21 protein-coding genes are annotated in these 19,169 nt (G+C 64.8%); 9 read left to right on the forward strand and 12 right to left on the reverse strand.

Features of this window, described 5'->3' with window-relative positions:
- Window positions 1-27 precede the first annotated feature (27 nt).
- Entirely contained in the window at window positions 28-825 is a 798-nt protein-coding gene (locus HMI57_RS04515; RefSeq protein WP_171585017.1) for an ABC transporter permease, read from the forward strand.
- A 75-nt stretch (window positions 826-900) separates the two neighbouring features.
- Here the strand turns inward: HMI57_RS04515 and aceB are convergent, their stop codons facing one another.
- The gene (gene aceB / locus HMI57_RS04520) at window positions 901-2,499 is read right to left on the reverse strand and encodes a malate synthase A (protein WP_171584756.1); all 1,599 of its coding nucleotides are present in this window, start codon (window positions 2,497-2,499) and stop codon (window positions 901-903) included.
- Window positions 2,500-2,745: 246 nt separating this feature from the next.
- Here aceB and HMI57_RS04525 point away from each other — a divergent pair, with 246 nt between their 5' ends.
- On the forward strand, window positions 2,746-3,507 hold the full coding sequence (locus HMI57_RS04525; protein WP_171584757.1) for an IclR family transcriptional regulator: 762 nt from the start codon (window positions 2,746-2,748) through the stop codon (window positions 3,505-3,507).
- A 63-nt stretch (window positions 3,508-3,570) separates the two neighbouring features.
- The gene (locus HMI57_RS04530; RefSeq protein WP_216607116.1) at window positions 3,571-4,200 is read left to right on the forward strand and encodes a GNAT family N-acetyltransferase; all 630 of its coding nucleotides are present in this window, start codon (window positions 3,571-3,573) and stop codon (window positions 4,198-4,200) included.
- On the opposite strand, the gene HMI57_RS04535 is transcribed toward HMI57_RS04530, so the two are convergent.
- Window positions 4,201-4,563 carry a VOC family protein gene (locus HMI57_RS04535; protein ID WP_228720932.1) on the reverse strand — a complete coding sequence of 121 codons (363 nt, stop codon included), beginning with the start codon at window positions 4,561-4,563 and terminating at the stop codon, window positions 4,201-4,203.
- A 91-nt stretch (window positions 4,564-4,654) separates the two neighbouring features.
- On the opposite strand from HMI57_RS04535, the gene HMI57_RS04540 reads away from it, so the two are divergent.
- Window positions 4,655-5,674 (forward strand): PHP domain-containing protein, encoded by a 1,020-nt coding sequence (locus HMI57_RS04540; protein ID WP_171584758.1) that lies wholly within the window; start codon window positions 4,655-4,657, stop codon window positions 5,672-5,674.
- Window positions 5,675-5,723: 49 nt separating this feature from the next.
- On the forward strand, window positions 5,724-6,488 hold the full coding sequence (locus HMI57_RS04545) for an SDR family oxidoreductase (RefSeq protein ID WP_171584759.1): 765 nt from the start codon (window positions 5,724-5,726) through the stop codon (window positions 6,486-6,488).
- A 16-nt stretch (window positions 6,489-6,504) separates the two neighbouring features.
- Here HMI57_RS04545 and HMI57_RS04550 read toward each other — a convergent pair whose 3' ends face one another.
- On the reverse strand, window positions 6,505-6,771 hold the full coding sequence (locus HMI57_RS04550; RefSeq protein ID WP_171584760.1) for a hypothetical protein: 267 nt from the start codon (window positions 6,769-6,771) through the stop codon (window positions 6,505-6,507).
- 175 nt (window positions 6,772-6,946) lie between these two features.
- Here HMI57_RS04550 and HMI57_RS04555 point away from each other — a divergent pair, with 175 nt between their 5' ends.
- Window positions 6,947-7,348: a helix-turn-helix domain-containing protein gene (locus HMI57_RS04555; RefSeq protein ID WP_171584761.1), complete on the forward strand. Its 402-nt coding sequence runs from the start codon at window positions 6,947-6,949 to the stop codon at window positions 7,346-7,348.
- Between the two features lie 19 nt (window positions 7,349-7,367).
- Here the strand turns inward: HMI57_RS04555 and HMI57_RS04560 are convergent, their stop codons facing one another.
- Window positions 7,368-8,579, reverse strand: coding sequence for a helix-turn-helix domain-containing protein (locus tag HMI57_RS04560; protein WP_171584762.1), 1,212 nt, complete (start codon window positions 8,577-8,579; stop codon window positions 7,368-7,370).
- Between the two features lie 279 nt (window positions 8,580-8,858).
- On the opposite strand from HMI57_RS04560, the gene ald reads away from it, so the two are divergent.
- Window positions 8,859-9,971: an alanine dehydrogenase gene (gene ald / locus HMI57_RS04565; protein ID WP_171584763.1), complete on the forward strand. Its 1,113-nt coding sequence runs from the start codon at window positions 8,859-8,861 to the stop codon at window positions 9,969-9,971.
- A gap of 1 nt (window position 9,972) precedes the next feature.
- On the opposite strand, the gene HMI57_RS04570 is transcribed toward ald, so the two are convergent.
- The 4 genes from HMI57_RS04570 to HMI57_RS04585 form a co-directional block, all read right to left on the reverse strand.
- Window positions 9,973-10,992: a Gfo/Idh/MocA family oxidoreductase gene (locus HMI57_RS04570; RefSeq protein ID WP_171584764.1), complete on the reverse strand. Its 1,020-nt coding sequence runs from the start codon at window positions 10,990-10,992 to the stop codon at window positions 9,973-9,975.
- Between the two features lie 65 nt (window positions 10,993-11,057).
- The gene (locus HMI57_RS04575; protein ID WP_171584765.1) at window positions 11,058-11,249 is read right to left on the reverse strand and encodes a hypothetical protein; all 192 of its coding nucleotides are present in this window, start codon (window positions 11,247-11,249) and stop codon (window positions 11,058-11,060) included.
- Window positions 11,250-11,300: 51 nt separating this feature from the next.
- Window positions 11,301-12,371, reverse strand: coding sequence for a lantibiotic dehydratase C-terminal domain-containing protein (locus HMI57_RS04580; protein WP_171584766.1), 1,071 nt, complete (start codon window positions 12,369-12,371; stop codon window positions 11,301-11,303).
- An 87-nt stretch (window positions 12,372-12,458) separates the two neighbouring features.
- Window positions 12,459-12,629 (reverse strand): hypothetical protein, encoded by a 171-nt coding sequence (locus HMI57_RS04585; protein WP_171584767.1) that lies wholly within the window; start codon window positions 12,627-12,629, stop codon window positions 12,459-12,461.
- A gap of 379 nt (window positions 12,630-13,008) precedes the next feature.
- On the opposite strand from HMI57_RS04585, the gene HMI57_RS04590 reads away from it, so the two are divergent.
- Together HMI57_RS04590 and HMI57_RS04595 are read left to right on the forward strand one after the other, a co-directional pair.
- Complete coding sequence (locus HMI57_RS04590) at window positions 13,009-13,977, forward strand: helix-turn-helix transcriptional regulator (RefSeq protein ID WP_171584768.1); 969 nt, start codon at window positions 13,009-13,011, stop codon at window positions 13,975-13,977.
- A 47-nt stretch (window positions 13,978-14,024) separates the two neighbouring features.
- Complete coding sequence (locus HMI57_RS04595; RefSeq protein WP_318779210.1) at window positions 14,025-15,320, forward strand: PLP-dependent aminotransferase family protein; 1,296 nt, start codon at window positions 14,025-14,027, stop codon at window positions 15,318-15,320.
- Between the two features lie 7 nt (window positions 15,321-15,327).
- On the opposite strand, the gene HMI57_RS04600 is transcribed toward HMI57_RS04595, so the two are convergent.
- Genes HMI57_RS04600 through HMI57_RS04615 form a run of 4 tightly spaced genes read right to left on the reverse strand, consistent with a single transcriptional unit; the run spans window position 15,328 to window position 19,102 of the window.
- Window positions 15,328-15,564, reverse strand: a complete 237-nt coding sequence (locus tag HMI57_RS04600) for a hypothetical protein (RefSeq protein WP_171584769.1) — start codon at window positions 15,562-15,564, stop codon at window positions 15,328-15,330.
- 28 nt (window positions 15,565-15,592) lie between these two features.
- Window positions 15,593-16,945 carry a dihydrolipoamide acetyltransferase family protein gene (locus HMI57_RS04605; RefSeq protein ID WP_171584770.1) on the reverse strand — a complete coding sequence of 451 codons (1,353 nt, stop codon included), beginning with the start codon at window positions 16,943-16,945 and terminating at the stop codon, window positions 15,593-15,595.
- Between the two features lie 9 nt (window positions 16,946-16,954).
- The gene (locus HMI57_RS04610) at window positions 16,955-17,929 is read right to left on the reverse strand and encodes a transketolase C-terminal domain-containing protein (RefSeq protein ID WP_171584771.1); all 975 of its coding nucleotides are present in this window, start codon (window positions 17,927-17,929) and stop codon (window positions 16,955-16,957) included.
- Window positions 17,930-19,102 (reverse strand): thiamine pyrophosphate-dependent dehydrogenase E1 component subunit alpha, encoded by a 1,173-nt coding sequence (locus tag HMI57_RS04615; RefSeq protein ID WP_171584772.1) that lies wholly within the window; start codon window positions 19,100-19,102, stop codon window positions 17,930-17,932.
- Window positions 19,103-19,169 lie beyond the last annotated feature (67 nt).

Raw genomic sequence — 19,169 nt, forward strand, 5'->3', positions numbered from 1 at the left:
CAGAGACCGGCCTCCGGGCTGGTTTTTCTGGCATCCGAGCTGACCCTCCTCTTCCGACGCCGACGGACCTGGGCGCTGCTGCTTGCCCTCGCGGCGATTCCCGTCATGATTGCCGTGGCGGTGCGGCTGACCTCCGGCCCACCCAGCGGCCGGGGGCCAGCCTTCCTTGACCAGATCACCCAGAACGGGCTCTTTGTCGCGGTAGCGGCCATCACCGTGGCCATCCCCCTCTTCCTGCCCCTTACCGTGGGTGTGGTGGCGGGGGACACCGTCGCCGGCGAAGCCAGTACCGGCACCCTGCGCTACCTCCTGGTCGCGCCGGTGGGCCGCGGGCGGCTCCTGCTGGTCAAGTTCACTGGGGCGGTGGTGTTCTGTCTCGCGGCAACCCTCGCCGTCGTCCTAGCGGGCACCCTCATCGGTGCCGCACTGTTCCCGGTGGGCCCCGTCACCCTGCTCTCCGGGGACACCGTCGGCGTCGCGGAATCACTCCTGCGGTCAGCTCTGATCTGCGCTTACGTCACGGTTTCCCTGACCGGATTGTGCGCCGTCGGCCTGTTCATCTCCACGCTCACCGATGTGCCGGTGGGGGCGATGGCCGCGACCGTGGTGATCTCCGTTGTCTCCCAGGTGCTGGGCCAGCTTCCCCAGCTGGAATGGCTGCACCCCTGGCTTCTGAGCCAGTACTGGTTCGGGTTCGCGGACCTGCTTCGGCAGCCGATCGAATGGTCGTCGTTCGCTGCGAACGCCCTCCTCCAGTCGGGCTACGTGCTGGTCTTCGGTGCCCTCGCCTACGGCCGGTTCACCACTCGTGACGTCCTGGCCTGAACAACCCCACGGCACACGAAAGAGGCGGCACCAGCAGCAATGATGCTGCCCGCGCCGCCTCCTTGGCGTGGAAGGTCAGTCCACCAGCTCGTAGGCGGGCAGGGTGAGGAAGTCCGTGTACTCCTCGGAGATGCAGATGTCGGCGATGAGACGGCTCGCCGGCTCGTAGAACCGGGTGAACGCCTCCTCGCCCACCTCGCCGCGGAGCCGTTCGGTCTCTTCGGCGAGGATGTCGGTGACCAGTTCGGGGGTCACTGTGTTTCCGGTGTCGGTCAGCTGCACCTTGTTGCGGATCTGCTGCCAGACCTGGGACCGCGAGATCTCCGCCGTTGCTGCGTCCTCCATCAGGTTGTGGATCGCCACCGCACCGTTACCGGAGAGCCACACCGCCACATAGGCGACCGCGACATAGAGGTTGGCATGCATCCCGGCCTCGGTCACGTCCCCTTCCGCTGAGGCGACGTCCAGAAGCTGCGCGGCGGTCACCTCCACCTCAGGACGCTGCCGGTCGATCTGGTTCGGGCGCTCCCCCAGGACACCGTCGAAGACCTCCTTGCACAGGGGCACCATGTCCGGGTGGGCCACCCAGGAGCCGTCGAAGCCGTCGGTCGCTTCGCGCTCCTTGTCTGCCTTTACCTTGGCGAAGGCCTGTTCGGTGACGGCGGGCTCGCGGCGGTTGGGGATGAACGCTGCCATGCCGCCCATGGCAAAGGCTCCCCGGCGGTGGCAGGTCTTGACCAGCAGTTCCGTGTAGGCGCGCATGAATGGGGCGGTCATCGACACACTGGCGCGATCCGGCAGCACGAATTCGCTACCGCCATCACGGAAGTACTTGATAATGCTGAACAGGTAATCCCAGCGCCCGGCGTTCAGGCCCGAGGCGTGGTCCTTCAGCTCAAACAGGATCTCGTCCATCTCGAATGCGGCCGGAATGGTCTCAATCAGCACGGTCGCCCGGACCGACCCCTGGGGCACGCCCACGTAGTCCTGTGCGAACACGAAGACATCATTCCAGAGCCGTGCCTCGAGGTGGCTTTCGAGCTTCGGCAGGTAGTAGTAGGGGCCGCTGCCGTTCTCGAGCAGGTGCTTGGCGTTGTGGAAGAAGTGCAGCCCGAAGTCCACCAGCGCACCGACAGCCGGTTCGCCGTCGATGGTGATGTTCTTCTCTGGCAGGTGCCAACCGCGAGGGCGGGCGACGACGACGGCGAGGGGCGCGTCAGTGCGCAACGCGTATTCCTTGCCTTCGGGCGAGGTGTAGCTGAGCTGCCCGCGTGCGGCGTCGAAGAGGTTCAGCTGGGAGTCGATCACGTTGTGCCAGGTCGGCGCCGACGCGTCCTCAAGGTCAGCGAGCCACACCTTCGCGCCCGAGTTCAGTGCGTTGATGGCCATCTTGGCGGGGGATGCTGGTCCGGTCATCTCAACGCGCCGGTCCTGCAGTTGCGGCGGGGCGCCGGCGACGGTCCAGTCACCGGCGCGAACCTCCTGCGTCTCGGGGAGGAAATCCAGCCGGCCGGTCGCAGCGGCCTCTTCGCGGCGACCGTTCCGTGCCGCCAGCCGCTCGTCGCGGGTTCCACGGAAACGCTGGTGCAGCTCTTCGAGGAAGGTGAGCGCCTCGGGCGTAAGGATGGTGTCTGCCCGATCAACTGGGAGTGGGTGCCTGGGTTCGATAGTCATGTACTGAGCTCCTGTCGTTTGCCCGCCGGGAAGGCGGGAGCCGCTGCTGGCACGATGGTGCGGGAAGGTGCAACGCAAACACTCTCACGTCCCGATTTCATATTATGGATATTATTATCTGACAGATGGAATCGCAACCCGGATTGGATTACTGATTCCACTCAGTGGAAAATAGGATAGTCTGACAAAAGTTTCCACCTCGCGAGTCAAGCCTGCTGATGGAAGCCCGAGAGCTGGGAGTGTTACATGGCCGAGAAAGCGGCTGGTGGCGGCGTGCAGTCCGTCGAGCGGGTCTTCGAACTGCTCGAACTCATTACGGACGCCGGCGGTGAGGTCTCCCTCAGTGAACTCTCCTCCTCCACCGACCTTCCCCTGCCGACCATCCACCGTCTGCTGCGAACCCTGGTCACCAAGGGATATGCCCGTCAGCTCCCTAACCGCCGGTACGCGCTGGGGCCCCGCCTCATCCGGCTTGGTGAAGGGGCCAACAAACAGCTCGGCGCCCTCGCACGCCCGCAGCTGAAGCACCTCGTCGACAGCCTGGGCGAAACCTCCAACATGGCGGTCCTGGACTCGGACATGGTCATCTACATTGCGCAGGTGCCCTCACCGCACTCCATGCGCATGTTCACCGAGGTGGGCCGTCGCGCCCACACCCATGACACCGGCGTCGGGAAGGCAATCCTGGCGCAGCTGAGCAACGACGCCGTCCGGAGCATCGTTGCCCGGGCCGGGATGCCCACTCCCACCGAAAAAAGCCTCAAGACCATCGACGAGCTGCTCGCCGAACTGGACCTCATCCGCGAGCGCGGCTACTCGATCGATGAGCAGGAGCAGGAACTCGGTGTCAGGTGTTTCGCGATGGCTGTGCCCAACGCTCCGACACCGAGCGCCATCTCCGTGTCCGGACCGGTCTCCCGCGTCGATGAGCATTTTGCCGAGAAGGCAGTGCCCCTGCTGCGCGAAGCGGTCCGCTCCATTGCCGAAGAACTCAACCTCACCTCCTGACCCGGATCGAGGCCCACCGCGTCCCGGTACCAGGGAAATCCGGCCGGGAGTATCATCCTCGGCATGGACACTGGTGGCATAAACATTGAGGTGCACCCCGCCACGGTTGAACGGTTCGACGACGTCGCCTCCCTGCTGCGCCCACGCCGGGATGATGCGTCAGCCTGCTGGTGCCTGGCCTTCCGACTGACCTCCGGCGAATTCAACTCCCTGACTCCGGCACAGCAACCCGATCGATTGCGGGAGCTCTGCCGCGACACCCCACCACCGGGCGTCGTCGCCTATCTGGGAGGGGAGCCCGTCGGCTGGTGTGGAATGGGGCCCCGGTCCGGGATGGAACGCCTGGTGCGCTCCCGCACCATCCCGAAGGTGGACGAAGTTCCCGTGTGGAGCGTCGTGTGCTTCGTGGTGAAGACGGGCCACCGCCGCCAGGGGATCGGGCACGCGCTCCTGACGGGGGTGATTGACTACGCCAGGGCGAACGGGGCTCCCGCGCTGGAGGCCTACCCGGTCGATCCCGAGGGCTCGCGCATCAGCCCTACCCTTGCGTTCGTCGGGACCACCGGCATGTTTGAAGGTGCCGGGTTCAGGCGCATCCTCAAGACCGACGCACGCAGCGGTGGTTTGCCCCGGTGGCTGATGCGCCTTGATCTGCAGCCGGTCATCGAAGGAGCCGGGACCGGCCCGGTTTAGTCAACGAAGAGGCAGAACGGATGGCCCGCCGGGTCGAGATAGACCCGCACATCGTCCTGCGGCTGGAACTCCGCGAGGGAGGCGCCCAGGGCCCCCCGCGTGCGCGCCCGCCTCGTCGAGGTCATCAACCTGGATGTCCAGGTGCATCATCATCGGCGGATCCGTCGGCCCCGCCGGCCAGACCGGCCGCACATAGTTGGTTTCGGTCTGGAAGGACAGTCCCGCGCCGCCGTCGGGTGCCGACAGGATCACCCAGTCGGACTCCTCGATCCGCACTTCCCAACCCATCAGCCGCTGATAAAACCGCGCCAGCTCCACGGCATCCGGTGAATCCAGGACCGTGGCAGTGAATGTGAACCGCATGGTGCGTCCTTTCGTCGCAACTTTTGGTGCAGATCCTAGCCGGTTTCCGCGCACAGGGGCGGTTCCCACAGGGATGAACGTAAGGTGAAGTATGGATGCCGTCGAAGCACTCAACGAAATTGCCTTCTGGCTCGAACGCCAGACCGCGCCCACGTTCAAAATCAAGGCCTTCCGCAACGCAGCCGCCATCCTGGGTGAGCTTTCCCCCGGCGAGATTGCAGCCAGAGCCAGGGACGGCCGGCTCAAGCGGATGAAAGGCATTGGGGCACGCACTTTCGAGGTTGTCTCCCAGGCCGTCGGCGGGCAGGTTCCGGACTATCTCGCGGAACTCCGTGAGCACGCTGCCCAGCCCCTCGCGACGGGTGGCCAGGAGCTCAGAAAATCACTCCGCGGGGATCTGCACAGCCACAGTAATTGGTCCGACGGCGGCAGCCCTATCCCACTCATGGTGCAGGCCGCCCGCGCGCTCGGCCACCAGTACCTCGCACTGACGGACCACTCGCCCAACCTCACCGTCGCCAATGGGCTGAGCGCCGAACGGCTCCTGGAGCAGTTGGAGGTGGTCACGGCGCTCAACGACGACGGCGACGACGGGTTCACGCTCCTCGCCGGCATCGAGGTCGATATCCTCGAGGACGGCACCCTCGACCAGACCCCCGAACTGCTGGGCCGGCTCGACGTCGTCGTCGCCAGCGTGCACTCCAAGCTTCGCGCGGACCCGGCCACAATGACCCGCCGGATGCTTGGCGGTGTACGACAGCCCCAGACGAACATCCTGGGACACTGCACCGGCCGCCTCGTTCAGGGAGCCCGGGGGACGCGCCCGCCGTCGGACTTTGATGCTGCAGCGGTCTTTGCCGCCTGCGTCGAGAACAATGTAGCGGTGGAGATCAACTCGCGGCCCGAGCGTCAGGATCCCCCCGATGACCTGATCCGGATGGCCCTGGACGCGGGATGCCTGTTCAGCATCGACAGCGACGCCCATGCACCCGGCCAGCTGGACTTCCTGCAGTATGGAGCCGAGCGCGCCGAGGCGAACGGTGTTCCCACCGACCGGATCATCACCACCTGGCCCCAGGACCGGCTGCTCAGCTGGCTGCAGGGCGGCTAGGGTGACCAAGCCGGCCAGACCAGACCAGACACCACAGCAGGGAACCTTGATGAAAGCAGCACCAAACGCACACGCCCGGACCCTGGTGGTGACTGGGGCCGGCTCGGGGATTGGGCGTGCCGTCGCCCGGCAGTTCCTGGCTGCAGGATTCGACGTCGTCCTTGCGGGGAGGAGGCGGGAAGCGCTGGAGGCCACCGCTGGCGACCACCCCCGCGCCCACGTTGTCCCCACCGATGTGACCGAGCCCGCCGACGTCGAGCGCTTGTTCGATTTTGTCCGCACCGAGCTGGGTTCGCTGGGCGTGCTTTTCAACAATGCAGGCGTGTTCGGGCCGGCCGGAGCGGTCGACGAGATCTCCCCCGCGGACTGGGCGGACACCCTCGCGGTCAACCTGACCGGAGCGTTCCTGTGCGCTGCCGCCGCAGTCCGCCTCATGAAAAGCCAGCAGCCGCAGGGCGGACGGATCATCAACAACGGGTCAATCTCCGCGCACGCGCCGCGGCCCCTCTCGGTCGCCTACACCACCACCAAGCACGCGATCACCGGCCTGACGAAGTCGATCGAACTGGACGGCCGGCCGTTCGGCATCACCTGCGGACAGATCGACATTGGAAACGCCCACACGCAGATCATGGAGACCATCGGCGTCAACGGCGGAGCCCTGCAGGCGGATGGCTCCCGACGCCCGGAACCGACGTTCCCGGTGGAGGAAGCGGCCCGGGCGGTGCTTCTGATGGCGCAACTGCCCGCATCGGCGTCGGTGGGGTCCCTGCTGATCACCGCCAGCGGTATGCCCTTCGTCGGGCGAGGCTGACCGGGCCGCCGGGGTCTCAGGTATACCAGAACCAGTTCGGCGGGCTCCAGGACGACGGCACCTCGTGTCCGTTGAACCTGCCGCACACCGAGCAGGAGTAATTGACTGAGGCCGCAATATACTCGTCGGCCCCCGCCGGGATCCTGGCCGGGACAAAGTCCTCATAGATGAGGTACTCATCGGTGTCGCAGTCGCTACACCATGGCAAGCCTGGGTCGTGTTCCCTGACCGCTCCGGTAGATGTCCGAGCCTGATTGAGGTTGTACGAATCGAAGGTTGCCATCGAAATCACCACTCCAGCCAGCTGTTTGTGCAGCTATTTTTCTTGCAGATCCCCTTGTGAGTGACCCCACCCTAGTCCTGTCCGGCCAAACAGGGAAGGGAATCAATTAGCCGTCGCTAACATATTGAATTCGGTTGAAACTTCCACTTTCGGTAGTTCTTGGCACAATAGGAGAATGCCAACCCGGATTCCCCTTTCCACACCCGCCCTCCCCGCCGCCCAGGCTGCGACCCTTCGCCGAGCACTTACCGACCGTGAAGACGTCACAGTCTTTGTCGATGGCACCGCGATGAGGCTGCCCGCGGAGGCCCGGGATGCGGTGGTCGATCTGCTGCGGAGGCTTGCCGACGGCGACGCCGTCACGGTCACGTCTGCGGCCGAAACCCTGACCACTTCCCAGGCCGCCGCGGCAGCCGGAATTTCACATACCTACCTGCGGAATCTCACTGATGCAGGTGTTATTCCAGTGGAATATCGAGGCACTCACCGGCGGATTAGGTCACAGGATGTGGCAGCCTGGCTTGCCACCCAAAAAGGGGACTCCAAAATCGATTCAGCCGATAAAGATCGGGATTAGAAAATAGTTTAAGTATTGGTCAGATTCGAGGCCGTCTGGCCCATTTCCTGGCTTTCAGCGCCAGATGAAGCTCCAGGCGCACATGACCGTTGAGCGGGTCGGCCCCGATAATGGCCCGGATGCGCGCCAGCCGGTTGTACACACTGCTGCGGTGCAGGTGGAGCTGTGACGCAACGTCCTGGACGGAGCCGTTCTTGTCGTACAGCAGTTCCAGCACCGGCAGCAGCTCGGCGTTGCGGTCATGTTCCTCGATCTCTGCGAAGTACACCGAGTTGGCTGCAGTAACTTTCCAGCCGCCAGCCGCCAGGAACTGATAACTGCCGGTGGCCCGGTAGTGGGTCACCGGGCCAAGCCCCTCGTCGACCGCCGACGCCTGGACGGCGTGACGGGCCTGACCATACGCCTTCGGGAGGTCCCGCAGGTCCAGGAACTGCTCACTGAGCCCCAGCAGAGCTACCCCGCCGCGGCCGCCTTCGCGTTTGGCGTGCTCGCTGTCATACCGACGCAGGATATCGGTGTAATCGCCGCCCGCCACCCCGCCGGTGAGCAGAAGCACCGCGAGCATCGGGGTGCCGGCGCTGAAAAGCACCGAACCCACCCCCACAGTTGCCTGGAGGGCGGCACTGCGGTGGGTGAGCAGGCTTGCCTGCGGATCGGCAGGTTCCGGGATGCCGGTCCGTGCGAACAGCACCGCTACCTGCCAGGGCGCCGTGTTGTGGAGCTCAGCCCATCCCGCGAGGTTGTCAGTGGCCGCCGCGGTTCCGTCGCACGCGGCCAGAAAGGTGGCCTCACGCTTTTTTCGATGCTCCGACGCAGCGGTATTGCCCTCCAGAAGCAGTGACGCCAGGTGGTCCAGGTCGCCGCGTACCTTCGGGAGCTGCCGCAGAATGTCGTCGGGCAACTCTTCGTCCGCTTCCTGCTGCACCCACAGGTAGCCCACCCGGAATCCACGGACCAGCAGGGGAACACACACCCGGCCGAGCATCCCCAGAGAAGGGTTGGCGGGAAGGACCACCGGCCGCACAGCCGATGAAATGCCGTGCTGCAATTGCCACTGGCTGACGTCGTCCGGCACCTTCTTGCTGAGCAGAAAGTTGACGCGCACCCGGTCGGCCGCTGACTGATGGCTGCTGTAGGCCAGCAGCACACCGTCCAGATCCTCCAGCGACAGGCCCCGCCCCAACCGCGCCGCAATGGCCTCGACGGCCCCGTCCACTCCGTCTGACTGCATCGCTTCATGCTACGGGTGGCGCTCCGGAGACGACAATTGATGCGCAAAGGGTCGACAGTTGTCGACTTCGGTGCCGCAGGGTCATGTGCTAGTGAACTGGATCACAACCCTCGTAATGGCCGGGTTGACGCCGAACCCGGTCGCCGCGGACCCTCGGCCCCGGGCTCGGCGACGAAAGCCGGGCCCGGTTGTCCTGTCCAGGTGGCGGGCGGCGTCCGTAGGCTAGGGGCAGGTCCGACAGGGCCTCACCCGCACCATCGAAAGTGAACGGAGAATCCCGTGATCGTCGGCGTTCCAAAAGAAGTCAAGAACAATGAGTTCCGCGTAGCCATTACCGCTTCCGGGGTGCATGAGTTCCGCACGACCGGTCATACGGTCCTGGTTGAGAAGGACGCCGGGGCGGGTTCAAACATCACCGACGCAGAGTACGTGGCCGCAGGCGCGGAGATTGTCTCCTCGGCTGATGAACTGTGGTCGCGCTCTGACATGGTGCTCAAGGTCAAGGAGCCGATCACCGAGGAGTACCATCGGTTCCGTGCCGGGCTGATCCTCTTCACCTACCTGCATCTCGCCGCCGAACCGGAGCTGACCCAGGCACTGATGGATGCTGGCGTCACCGCCATCGCCTACGAGACCGTGCAGGACGGCCGTTCCCTTCCGCTCCTCGCCCCCATGTCCGAGGTCGCCGGCCGCCTATCCGTGCAGGTGGGTGCCCAGGTGATGACAGCCCCCGCGGGTGGGCCGGGTCTGCTGCTGGGCGGGGTCCCCGGGGTTCGCCCCGCGAAGGTCGTAGTGCTCGGCGCCGGGGTTGCCGGAACGAACGCCGCGGCGATGGCCGTCGGAACGGGAGCGGAGGTCACCGTCCTGGACATCAACATCGGGCGGCTTCGCGAGCTCGACGCGCTGTACGCCGGACGGATCAAGACGATTGCCTCGAACGCGTTCGAGATTGAGCGGGCCGTTCTCGACGCCGACCTGGTGATCGGATCAGTGCTGATTCCCGGAGCCAGGGCTCCGAAGCTGGTGACCAATCAGATGGTTTCGCGGATGAAGCCGGGGAGCGTGCTGGTCGACATCGCCGTCGACCAGGGCGGATGCTTCGAGGATTCCCATGTCACCACCCACCAGGATCCGACCTTCACCGTGCATAATTCGTTGTTCTACTGCGTGGGGAATATGCCCGGCGCGGTGCCCAACACCTCAACCTACGCGCTGACCAACGTCACGCTGCGCTATGCGGTGGCCCTGGCCAACCGGGGCGTGCGCGGCGCCTTCGAAGCGGATCCGGCACTGGCCCAGGGACTGAATATTGCTGCGGGACAGGTGGCTCACCACTCAGTCTCCGAAGCCCATGGGCTGGCCCTGACGGCTGACTGGCGGGACCTGGTCTAGCTCATTCCTGGTGGGTGGCCTCGATGATCCGCAGGGCGGCGACGCTGTCCTGCGGATCCACCGGCGGCGGCGTCCCATGAAGCATTGCGGAGGCCATCAGCTCGTAGAACCTGGGGTACTGGCCCTTCTCGGTGCTCACCTTCGTGGCGTCGGCGTCGAATCCGAGCAACCCCCAGGCCAGCTCATCCTCCACTCCATACAGGGGATCAGTGGGTAGCATGCCCGCAACGATTGACGGCTCCTGAACGTCCACTCCCCATTTGGAGTACGCCGACGTGGATCCGACCACCCTGAAGCGTGGCGCCGCCTGGGGTGCCAGCGCGTTCATCCACAGATGACTGATGGTCCCGTTGGCGTGGCGCAGGGCGAGGAAGGCGTCGTCGTCAGGGCCGCCGTCGCCCCGGTGGGCGGCAAGCTCCGCATACTGCAGTTCCGCCGGCCCGAACAGCGTCAGTGCCTGGTCGATCAAATGCGGCCCCAGATCGTAGAGGATCCCCCCACCGTCGCCCGCGGGGGCGCCCTTCCACGGCTTGGAGAGGACCGGTTTGAAGGATTCCATCCGGGATTCGAACCGCCGGATGCTGCCGAGCAGGCCTTCATCGACCAGTTTTCGAACCGTGAGGAAGTCCCCGTCCCAGCGCCGGTTCTGGAAAACGGTCAGGACGCTCCCGCGTGATCGGGCCAGTTCGATCAACCGGACGCCGTCAGCGGTATCAATGACGAAAGGCTTGTCGACGACGACGGCGAGGCCGGCGTTCAGCGCATCCGTTGCCAGCGGGGCATGGGTTCCGGGTGGCGTGCTGATCACCGCCAGGTCAAGGTCCTTGGCCCGGGCAAACGCGTCCTGCGCTGTAGGGACCACCAGGACGCCCGGATAGAGCACCTCGGCTTCGGCCTTCCTGGCGGGGTCGGACGTAACGATGACGTCGAGTGAGTAGCCAGGATCAGCGTGGATGAAGGGGGCGTGGAACACGCGCCCTCCGAGGCCGTAACCGAACACTGCGGTGCGGATTGTCGTCATCCGCCCAGCCTACTGGTCACCGCTCGGCCTCTGCCGTTCAGGCGGGCTGCCCTGGGGGTGTTGGCTCAAGCCCAGAGGCTGTCAGCCCAGGCTGCGTCACGCAGGTAGTCGCGGGCTGGGCCAACTTCCCACAGTTCCCCGCGCGAGGCGAGAACCCCCAGATCACGCATGTCCTCAAGGGTGTCCGGCGAACATCCCAGGGCTTCGCTGAGTTCCCGTTCGTCTGTGGCCAAGATGACATCGTTGCTTGCCGCCATGGTGTTCAAATCCTTCCTCGGTAACCTTGGGTGGTTCGGTACTCATCGCGCCTAGTTCTGGTCGTAGGAAGCAGCCTCCCGCTCGATGCTCCAGGAGCGGGCATACAGACCGAGCACTCCCTCCTCGCGAGTGGTGAAACCCAGCCGGTTCAGGGTCATGTGTGCCTGGTACACGGTGAGGTGTTGCGCACTGCGGCTGACCCGCATCTTGTCGGCGCGGTACAGGTAGTTGTCGATCGCCCGAGCGTACCGGCGACGCCAGTTCTGGGCTGCGGATTCAGAGGCCGTCGCCGCCATCAGACCGTGGAACGCAGGCACCCGTGCGGCCACCTGGGCGGACAATGCGTCCCGCACACCCCCGGAGCGCGGGCCCAGGTCTGCGGTGCACGTGCGGAGGTGGCTGTCCCAGTAGAAGTCCCACGAGATACGGCGGCGGTCAGGCCAGCCGGCCGATCGCGGGCCCTTCATCATGGCGCGTGCGGAATCGAACAGGATCAGTGCCCCAAACGCGGAGCGGCTCTGCATTTTGGGGAAGCGTTTCGTGGCCCAGGCGGCGAGTTCGGAGGACAGCTCGAAGACTTCTTCGGCCAGCTGCAGACCGTCGACGCCCCCGTACTTCACCAACTCGGCCTCAAGCCGCGGTTCGACGTCGATGGCTGCGGCCTGCGACGGAAAGTTTCCGGCGGGGCGGGAAAAGTTCTGGCGCACCCTCAGCTCCGACAGGATGCCGGCAGGGCTGGTCTCGTGGTGGCCGGGCAGCGACCCATGCTCCACGGTAGGAGGCTTGTTCGGCGCCTGGTACTTGTCCAGTGCGTGGTCCGGGCGTCGATCGGCGCCCGCCAACCCGCCGTGTTGCAGTGCGCTTAGGAAGGACTGCAGTTGAGCGGTCACCGCGGGGCACGCGAGGACATGCAGCTGCACATGGGCCCCCGCTGGTTCCTCACACCGTGTGAAGAACCAGCGGCTGGCTCCCAATTTCTGAGCCTGCGCCGCCAGTGGGGTGACCAGGTCTCCAATGATGCCGTCCGCTACATCGAAGCCACCGGTAAAGACGGAGAGGTGCCACCATTGAGCGCTGTCTGCTGTTCGTGAGGCGATGCGAACTGCTGTCAGCTGGCTCATGGCCCTTTCCTTCCGGATATATGGTCACCGCCACTGGGGCGAGTCTGTTGTGCTGTCCCGCCGATCAGATCCGGCGCGAACAGCCAGCTATTTGGGCCACTCCCAATTGCTGGCCACCACTGTCTTGGGCCATTCCCAATTGGCAGCGACGACCGTTTTCGGCCATTCCCAGTTGGCTGCACTGAGTGCTGGGCTTGCGGGTGCCACGACGCCGATGACAACCAGAAGTCCAGCTGCGGTACCGACAATCTTTTTCACGAGATTCCCCTCCGAGTGGCTGCCAGTGGTGCTTGACCGGCAAGGAGTAGCCGGTATCCCTACAATGCGGCGGCCGCTCTGCCCCTGTCCAGCCGGATCACCACCCTGTTCTGGACATGGCCTAAAGAGGACTAGACGCGATCTGAGGGCAGTGATCAAAGGTACCCGAATGATCCGGAAAGGCCGCTCTGACATGGGGATTCGTCACATCCGACCGGTTCCTGCCAAAGTCCCTGATATTGATGTCATTAAGTGGACATGTCATGATTTAACCGGGCCATTTTGGGCAGGTCAGCTCGCACAGACACCAAATCGTTCGACGGTGAAACGGGTCTGTAGGCTACAGTCAGGCGTGCCGCCATGCCGGGGAGGAAAGTTCATGCTTGACGGAATATGCCTGGAACTCTATCGCTACGCCGTCGCCCATCCGGGCTGGACACGGCAGCAAGTTTCCGAGGCCCTCGGCTACACCCTGCGGGACATCGACGCTGCCATGGAGCAACTGACCCAGCGCAAGCTGCTCAGTGTCCACGCCGCGGACCCCGACGCCTATGTCGCGGTCTCGCCTGATGTTGCGCTGGCGGATCTGGTGGACGCGGACGAGCGCCTGGTACAGGACCTCAGGAGCCGGATCAGCACCAAACGCCGGGAGTTGTCCGGACTGGTCCCCCTTTACCTGGAGGCCCGCAAGGAAGTGATTTCCAGCGCTTCAGTGGAGGTCCTGGAAGATCCGCATCTGATCCAGCGTGTCCTCATCGAGTATGGCCGGGATGTTTCGGAGCAGGTCCTGATGGCCGTCCCCGGCCAGGGCGCCAATGCCGACTTCCAGGAGGAGAACGTCCGAAAGGATCTCGACCTGCTGAAGCAAGGGGTCAGCCGAAGGAACCTTTACGATCTCAGCACCCGGGACCATATGCCGACCCGTAAAGCGGTCAAGCTGATAGCGGCGGCGGGCGGCCAGTTCAGGACACTGCCCTCGGTTCCTTTTCGGATGCTGATCTTCGACCGGAAGCTGGCCGTTGTGGCACGCCAGCTCAACAGCACCGATAAGGCCGCGATGATGATCCGGGATCCCAGCCTGGTCAGTGTCTTCATCAAGGTGTTCAATTCGACCTGGGAGTTCGCTGACCCGTTCGTGGCCGAGGAGGAAACCACCTCAGCGCTCAGCGGTACCCAACAAGCCATCCTCGCAGGACTGGCTGCGGGGTACTCGGACGAGGTCATTGCCCGCCGGTTGGATCTGAGCGTGCGGACGTGTCGACGCCATATCGCCTGGATGCTCGAAACGCTGAAGGCCGACAGTCGTTTTCAGGCTGGGGCCAAAGCGAGGGACGCGGGCTGGATCTGAGGCAACACTCGTTGCTCATTGGTTAACCGCTGGCTTAGACTGCGTGAGTGAACTCACACGCAAACCTTGATCCGACATCCCTGCCCGCAGAAACCGAGGCGGCGCTCGTTCGAGCAGTCGACTCGGCCCACCGTCATGAGGCGTTGTTTTCCGATCGGGCTGCCAACATCAAGCAATCGGCGGTACGGGATGTCTTCGACATTTCCATCCAGCCGGGCCTGGTCTCGCTGGCCGGAGGAAGCCCCTATCTTCGGTCCCTGCCCCTGCAGGAGCTCGGCAACACTGCACAGCGGATCATCGCCGACCACGGCCTGGAAGCCTTGCAGTACGGCGGAGGTCAGGGGATGGAGAAACTCCGCCGCCAGATTTGCGAGGTCATGGCAGCAGAGGGGATCACAGGTGCTGATCCCGACGATTTGGTCATCACGACCGGATCACAGTCGGCGCAGGACGTCGCCGCCAAGGTCTTCTGCAATCCCGGCGACGTCATCCTCTGCGAGGACCCCACCTACGTGGGGGCGCTAAACACCTTCGAGGCGTACCAGGTGGATGTCCAGGCGGTCGCGATGGATGACAATGGTCTGGTCCCTGAGGAACTCCAGAAGAGGATCACCGAGCTTCAGGCCGAGGGCCGCACCATCAAGGCGCTCTACACGATCCCCAGCTTCAACAATCCCAGTGGGATCACTCTCGCGGCAGACCGGCGGCAGGTCATTGTCGACATCTGCACCGCCCACAACATCCTGATCCTGGAGGACAATCCGTACGGGCTGTTGCGCTTCGACGGCAAGCCGTTGACGCCCATGCGGGAGGGCAACCCTGACGACGTCATCTACCTGGGGTCCTTCTCCAAGATTTTCGCGCCGGGTGTGCGACTGGGGTGGGCGCTGGTGCCCAAGCATTTGCACCGGCGCTTCTATCTCGCCTGCGAGGCTGTGGTGCTGTGCCCGTCTCCCCTGACCCAGATGCTGGTCTCGGCCTACCTCAGCGACTACGACTGGCTGGGACACCTGGAAAATACCCGGGAGCTCTACAGCGAGCGGTGCTCCACCATGCTGGCGGCCCTGGAGCAGCACCTGCCTGCGTCGGTGACATGGACCCGCCCAGACGGTGGATTCTTCATCTGGGTTACCCTGCCCGAAGGGATCGACACCTACCCGCTGCTCTACCAGGCGATCGATGCGGGAGTGGTGTTTATCCCCGGCGCTGCATTCACGCCCTCCGATGAGCCGTCCAACAAGCTACGGCTCGCCTTCAGCGCCGTCTCCAGTGAAGATATCGTCACGGGCATCGAGCGGCTTGCCCCGATCCTGCAGAAGGCCATCGAGGTGAACCGTGCGTAAGCGGAAGCTAGCGGTTCCGGGAACGCAGGCGATCCAGGACCACCGAGACGGCCAACAGCAGGACGGCAAGAATCAGCAGCCGGACAACAAAGTTCAGTTCGGGGAAGAGGAACTGCAGCAGGGTTGATCCGAGGAAAGCTGCCAGAAGCATCGGCAGCAGCCGCTTCAGATAGGAGCCGGTGGACGTCGGGGTGTTGGCGCGGTCACGGTCGGGTCGCTGACCCGGTCTGGGATTATTTGGCATAAGGGTTTCCAGCCTAAGCGAGAAAACGTCAGTCGAGCAGCAGTGCTGGTTCTTCCAGGATGGATGCGACGTCGGCCATGAACCGCGCGCTCAGATCCCCGTCGACCACCCGGTGGTCGAAGGATCCGCCCAGCGTGGTGATCCACCGTGGGACAACGACGCCGTCGACCACCCAGGGTTTCTGTTTGATCGTCCCGAAGGCCACGATCGCCACCTCACCGGGATTGATGATCGGCGTCCCGGTGTCGATGCCGAGGGCTCCGATGTTCGTGACCGTCAGCGACCCACCCTGCATCTGTGCCGGCTGGGTTTTCCCTGCCCGGGCGGTGGTAGCCAGCTCATTAAGCGCCACGGCGAGTTCCTTGAGTGTCAGATCCTGTGCGTCCTTGATGTTTGGGACCATCAGACCCCTCGGAGTCGCGGCGGCAATGCCCAGGTTCATGAAGTGCTTGACCAGGATCTCGTCGCCGGCCCAGGTGGCGTTGACCGCCGGGTTGCGGGCTGCGGCCCAGATCACCGCCTTGCAGAGAATGAGGAGGGGGGAAACCTTGATGCCTTCGAAATCAGGCGACGCTTTGAGTCGCTTGACGAATTCCATCGTGCGGGACGCGTCAACATCCACGAAGATGCTGACGTGGGGTGCCGAGAAGGCACTCTCCACCATCGCTCTCGCCGTCGCCTTGCGGACGCCCTTCACGGGCAACCGTTCGATGCGCTGGTCCTGTGGTTTCTGCTGCGCGTCCCAGAACGTGTTGGCGCCGTCCTGGCCGGCGTCCCGTTGGTTCTGGTAACCCAGGAGGTCACGCTTGGTCACCTCGCCGGAGCGTCCGGTCCCCTCCACTTCGGCTAGGTCGATGCCCAGGTCACGGGCAACCTTCCGGACCGGCGGTTTCGCGAGGATCCGCGGGGGTGGTCCCGCCGCGGCGGAAGCCGCGGCCGGCGCACGCCCGGGTCGCACAATCGGCTCGGATGCGGGACGTCGTGGCCTCCGCTTCACCGAGTCGGCCTTCGGCCCGGTTCCCACGAGAGGACCCGCGGCAGGCGCCTCCTGGGAGTCCCGGGGGTCGGCGGCGGTCGGCGGGTTGCTGGCCGGCGGGGTGGCCAGCTCACCGGGCATCTGGGGGGCGGGGACATCGCCGTCACCGTCAGCGACAGAGATGATCGGGGTGCCGACCTCAATGGTTTCCCCCTCAGCGGCGAGCAGCTCCGCGACGACGCCAGCGTACGGGGACGACAGCTCGACGAGCGACTTGGCGGTCTCGATCTCCACAATGATGTCGTTGACCGCCACCACACTGCCGGGCTGAACCACCCAGCGCACGATCTCCGCTTCGGTGAGTCCCTCGCCGACGTCGGGAAGGTTGAATGTATTAAGTGTCATGGGGTTCCTCTAGTAGGCCAGGGCACGGTCGAGGGATTCGAGGATGCGGTCGATATCGGGAAGGTAGTGATCTTCCATCCGGGCGACCGGGTAGGGCAGGTGGAAACCGCCCACGCGCATCACGGGTGCCTGCAGCGACAGGAAGGCCCGTTCCGACACCCGCGCGGCCAGCTCACCACCGATTCCCCCGAAGGTGGGGGCCTCATGGGCGATGATCAATCTCCCGGTCTTCTGCACGGAGGCTGTTACGGTGTCGAAATCCATGGGAGAGACCGACCGCAGGTCAATGACCTCGACACTGGTGCCATCCTCTGCGGCGGCGTTGGCCGCCGCTAAGGCAACCGGCACGAGGGGGCCGTACGTCACCACGGTGGCGTCGGTGCCTTCGCGGAGCACGTGGGCGGCAAACGGATTTCCCGGGGGTGTGATGAGGTCAACCTCGCCCTTCAGCCAGTACCGCCGTTTGGGCTCGAAGACGATGACCGGGTCGTCACAGTCGATGGCCTGCTGGATCATCCAGTAGGCGTCCTGCGGGTTGGAAGGGGTGATGATTCGCAGCCCAGCGGTGTGGGCGAACAACGCTTCGGGTGATTCGGAGTGGTGCTCGACGCTTCCGATCCCACCCCCGTACGGGATCCTGATCACCACAGGAACCCGCAGCATTCCGTCGCTGCGGGCGTGCATCTTCGCCAACTGGGTGGTGATCTGGTTGAAACCGGGAAAGACGAATCCGTCGAACTGGATCTCACAGACTGGTCGGTAGCCGCGCAGGGCCAAGCCGATGGCCGTCCCGATGATGCCCGACTCACCGAGCGGTGTGTCGACCACCCGGTCGGCACCGAATTCGGCCTTCAGCCCCTCGGTGACCCGGTAGACACCCCCGAGTGCTCCAATGTCCTCCCCCATCAGCAGGGTGGCGGGTGAGTCTTTCAGGGCGGCGCGGAGGCCCTCGTTAATCGCCTTGGCGATGGTCATGACCGGCATCTACTTGCCCCCTTCGTCCGCCGGTGCGAAACCGGCCTCGTAGTCCCGCCACTGACGTAACTCTTCCTGGACGAGGGGATGGGGCTCGGCATAGGCGGTGCCGAAGCGGTGGCTCAGGTCCGGGGCCTCCATCGCCAGCACGGCTTTCCGAAGCCTCGCCGCCTGCTCCACCGCCTCCCCTTCCAGATCGGTGAAAAAGGAATCCGGTGTCCCGGTGGCCCTGAGGTGGCTTTCCAGCCTACGCAGCGGGTCACGGGCCACCCAGGACTCTTCCTCGGCGGAGGCCCGGTACTTGGTCGGGTCGTCCGCAGTCGTGTGGGCGCTCATGCGATAGGTGAAGGCCTCGATCAGCACCGGACCCTTGCCGCGCCGGGCATGGTCTAGCGCCCACGCGGTGACAGCGTTGACTGCGAGTATGTCGTTGCCGTCCACGCGGACGCCGGGAAAGCCGTAGCCCGCAGCCCGCTCGGCGAGGGGCACCCGGGTCTGGACCTCCGACGGCACCGAAATGGCCCAGTGGTTGTTCTGGCAGAAGAAGACCACCGGGGCGTTGAACGAGGCGGCGAACACCATTGCCTCGTGGACGTCTCCCTCGGAACTGGCACCGTCACCGAAGTAGGCGACAGCCGCGGCGGGCACAGCGTCCGGATCGGCGGCCCGGTCCCGCTGGATGCCCATCGCGTAGCCCACCGCATGGAGCGTCTGGGCGGCAAGGACTAGGGTATAGAGCTGGAAGTTGTGTTCCCGCGGGTCCCAGCCGCCATTGGTGGTCCCGCGGAAGAGACGCAGGATGTTGGGCAGATCAACCCCCCGGGTCAGGGCGACGCCGTGTTCCCGGTAGGTGGGGAAGGCGTAGTCAGCTGCCTGCATCGCCCACCCGGAGCCAATCTGGGCGGCCTCCTGGCCGGTGAGGGGAACCCACAGGGCGAGCTGGCCCTGGCGCTGCAGGGCCGTCGACTCCTGGTCAAAACGCCTGATCAGGAACATATCCCGATACAGGCCGGGATAGGTTGCCGGATCCGGGGCGAAGTCGCCAAAGCGATCATCCGGGACCAGGTGCCCGTCCTCGGTGAGCAGCTGGACCATCGCTGGCTGCTCCTGCGGGGGTCCGGTCACCACACCGTCGGTGCGGCCGGGCTCGAGTCCGGAGGTTGTTGATCGCGCACCGTCCATACATGCTCCCTCAGCGTCTTTATATACCTCAAATGGAATGTTTTGGGGGGACATGCCATCCTGCGCA

Origin of the sequence: Arthrobacter sp. 260, from assembly GCF_013116745.1 — a bacterium.
Classification (GTDB): Bacteria; Actinomycetota; Actinomycetes; order Actinomycetales; family Micrococcaceae; genus Arthrobacter_D.